Below are 3,731 nucleotides of genomic sequence, written 5' to 3'. Positions count from 1 at the left end.
TCGGCGTGCAGCACTGCGCCAACGACGGCACCCCGGTGAAGCCGCAGAGCGTCGAGGCCATCGCCGCGCAGCTGCTGCGCGACTACAAGGGCCGGCACATCGGCCTGCTGGCGCCGCTGGTGGTCAATCGCAAGGGCGTCTACACCGACCTCGCGAAATGGGCCAAGCAGCGCGGCTACACCCATCTGCGCGTGGACGGCGAGTTCCTGCCGACCAGCCCGTGGCCGCGGCTGGACCGCTTCAAGGAGCACAGCATCGAACTGCCGGTCGGCGACATGGTGGTCGCGCCGGAGAGCGAGGCCGCGCTGCGCGAGCTGCTGGCCAAGGCGCTCGATCACGGCAAGGGCGTGGTGCACGTGCTGTCGCCGCTGGACGGCCTGCATGACGCGCTGCGCAACGCCAAGCCCACGCGCGGCATCGGCGAGCTGCGGGTGTTCTCGACCAAGCGCGCCTGCCCGCAGTGCGGGACCAGCTATCCGGAGCTCGATCCGCGGCTGTTCAGCTACAACTCCAAGCACGGCTGGTGCACGACCTGCGTCGGCACGGGCCTGGCGCTCACGCGCGAGCAGCGCAAGGCGCTGGACGACAGCCAGCAGGACAAGGACAACCGCGGCCGCGAGCAGAGCTTCCCCGCCGAGGAGGCCGAGATCGAGGACCTGAGCGACGCGCCGTGCCCTGACTGCCATGGCTCGCGCCTGAATCCGGTGGCGCGCGCGGTGACCTTCGAGCACGAGACGATCGCGGCGGTGGCCTCGTGGAGCGTGACCGAGGCCCGCCAGTGGATCGCCGGCCTGACGCTGACCGGCCGCGACGCGGAGATCGCGCGCGACGTGGTCAGCGAGATCAAGGGCCGGCTGGAGTTCCTCGAGGAAGTGGGGCTGGGCTACCTGACGCTGGATCGCGCGGCGCCGACGCTCTCCGGGGGCGAGGCGCAGCGGATCCGCCTGGCGGCGCAGCTCGGCAGCAACCTGCAAGGCGTGTGCTACGTGCTGGACGAGCCGACGATCGGCCTGCATCCGCGCGACAACCAGATCCTGTTGAAGGCGCTGTCGACGCTCGGAGACAAGGGCAACACGCTGGTGGTCGTCGAGCATGACGAGGACACGATCCGGCGCGCCGATCACATCATCGACATCGGTCCGAGCGCCGGCAAGCGCGGCGGCCGGGTGATCGCGCAGGGCACGGCGGCGGAGATCGCGAAGAACGCGGAGTCGCTGACGGGCCGTTTCCTGTCGAGGCCGCTGGTGCATCCGCTGCAGGCGCGCCGCGAGATGGTCGCCGACGCGCCCAGGCTCACGGTGCTGGACGCGACGCTGCACAACTTGCGCGGTGTCACCGTGGACGTGCCGTTGCACCGTCTGGTGGCGATCACCGGGGTGTCGGGTTCGGGGAAGTCGACGCTGGCGCGCGACGTGCTGCTGGCCAACATGGCCGCCGCCGTGCCGCTGCGCCGCGCGCCGTCCAAGTGGATCGGCTGCGACGCGATCGAGGGCCATCAGCAGGTGGACCGGGTGCTGGAGGTCGACCAGACGCCGATCGGCAAGACGCCGCGCAGTTGCCCGGCGACCTACATCGGCTTCTGGGACGCGATCCGCAAGCTGTTCGCCGAGACGCTGGAGGCCAAGGCGCGCGGCTACGGGCCGGGCCGTTTCAGCTTCAACACCGGCGAGGGCCGCTGCCCGGCCTGCGAGGGCCAGGGCATGCGCACGATCGCGATGAGCTTCCTGCCGGACGTGAAGGTGCTGTGCGACCAATGCCATGGCCAGCGCTTCAATCCGGAGACGCTGGCGGTGAGCTGGCGCGGCAAGAGCATTGGCGAGGTGCTGCAGATGGAGGTCGACGAGGCGGTGGAGTTCTTCGCCGCGATGACCTCGATCGCGCATCCGCTGAAGCTGCTGCAGGACGTGGGGCTGGGCTACCTGACGCTGGGACAGCCGAGCCCGACGCTGTCGGGCGGCGAAGCGCAGCGGATCAAGCTGGTGTCGGAACTGGTGAAGGTGCGCGACGACGTGACGCGCCGCGGGCAGAAGGCGCCGCACACGCTGTACGTGCTGGACGAGCCGACGGTGGGCCTGCACATGGCGGACGTGGAGAAGCTGATCCGGGTGCTGCACCGGCTGGTGGATGGCGGGCACAGCGTGGTCGTGATCGAGCACGACCTGGACGTGATCGCCGAGGCGGACTGGGTGCTGGACCTCGGGCCGGAAGGCGGCTCGGCGGGCGGACGCGTGGTTGCGCAGGGGCGGCCGGAGACGCTGGTGATGCAAGGGACGCACACCGGACGGGCGCTGGCGCCGGTGCTGGCGCGAGGCTGACACGATCCCACTTAAGAGGGGCTGGTGGCTGTGTGGCAACGCGGTTTCCAGCCCTTTTCTCCATTGGTCAAGGTTCTTCCGGCAACGCGTTCCGAAGGCTGCCGCGCGGTCGCAAACTGCCTGTCTTTCGCAGCAGTCATGCGGGGTGGTGGATGGGACAGGCACAGCAAGCAGCCGCGGCGTTCGAGAACGAGCGAGCGGCGAGCAACGAGAGTCGTTCGACGTCGAAGACCTTGCTCGAGCGGTTGGCGTCGAGGCAATCGGAGGAGATCGTCATCGCGTTCGCGGGACCGGTTGGGTGCGGTCTGGAAGACGTCTTGGATGCGACCGAGCAGAGTTTGATCGGTCTCGGCTATCAGGTCGTGTGGCTCAAGCTGAGTGCCTGCCTGGAGTCCGCACTGAGCTCCGGGCATCTGGTGGTGGGCTCGCCGGCAGGCTCCCCCAGCTTCGTTCGATCTCGACGTCTGCAAGCCGCGGCGCTGCGGATGCGCGAGGCGTCCGGTGACCTGCATGTGCTCGCAGAGTTCGCGGTTGAGCGCGTCGTTGTGGAGCGTTCGCGCGCAGCGATATCCGATTCGGAGGTGCGCCCTGTGCCGCGACGCGTGGCCTATCTGCTGGACCAGCTCAAACGGCCGGAGGAAGTCGAACTTCTACGGACGATGTATCGGAACCTGTTCTATCTTGTCGGCGTGACGCGACCATATGCCCAGCGTCTGCAGACACTGCGGGAACGCGGCATGAGCGACTTGGAAGCGGCCACGCTCATCGCCATGGACCGGCATGAACCCGAGACGGCAGGCCAACGGTTGGATCGCACGCTGCACCTCTCTGACGTGTTCGTCCGAAACGATATCGGGGCTTTACCAACGGCCACCATTGATCGCTTCATGCGGTTGATTCACGGGGATCGAGCGCTTTCGCCCAGCCGCGACGAAATCGGCATGTATGCCGCGTTCGCAGCTGGGCTGAAGTCCGGCTGCCTTTCTCGTCAGGTCGGCGCGGCAATCACGAACGAAGCGGGCGACGTTCTCTCGACAGGCTGCAACGACGCGCCCGCACCCGGTGGAGGACTTCATCCTCGAAAGGGGGCACCGGACTGGCGATGTATGCACCTGGGATCCCGCAGTTGCCATAACGACATTCACAAGCGACACCTGCAGTCGGAAATCGGTTCCGTGATGCGACGCGTGTTCCATTCCGAGGGCTGCGCAGTTCCGCAAGCTGCCATGGATCGTGCGATGGACGCGATTTATGAGGACACCCGCGTCGGGGGCCTCATCGAATTTTCTCGGGCGGTCTCAAGTTTGAACCGCAACACCTGTCATTGAATTGATACTGGAGCCTGATGCGCATTTGCCAAGGTGAGCGCAAAGGCCTGAAGCGGCGTGTTCCATCCGAGCGTCTGTCGCGGTCGGG

General features: G+C 67.4%; 2 protein-coding genes. Both read left to right on the top strand.

From position 1 onward, the window contains the following. Positions 1–2,315, top strand: a 2,315-nt coding sequence (gene uvrA, locus ABDW61_RS26460) for an excinuclease ABC subunit UvrA (RefSeq protein WP_343643080.1), incomplete at its 5' end; no start/stop codon positions are given. A gap of 152 nt (positions 2,316–2,467) precedes the next feature. Continuing rightward, complete coding sequence (locus ABDW61_RS26455) at positions 2,468–3,643, top strand: hypothetical protein (protein WP_343643079.1); 1,176 nt, start codon at positions 2,468–2,470, stop codon at positions 3,641–3,643. The last annotated feature ends 88 nt before the right edge of the window (positions 3,644–3,731 follow it).

The organism is Roseateles sp. (genome assembly GCF_039595595.1).
Classification (GTDB): Bacteria; Pseudomonadota; Gammaproteobacteria; order Burkholderiales; family Burkholderiaceae_C; genus Roseateles.
Note: the sequence above shows the minus strand (reverse complement) of the source record. Positions and strands in the feature narration are given on the sequence as shown.

Coding starts and splice junctions, on each gene's coding strand:
- ABDW61_RS26455 (WP_343643079.1), top strand. CDS start 2,468: ATGGGACAGGCACAGCAAGCAGCCGCGGCGTTCGAGAACGAGCGAGCG.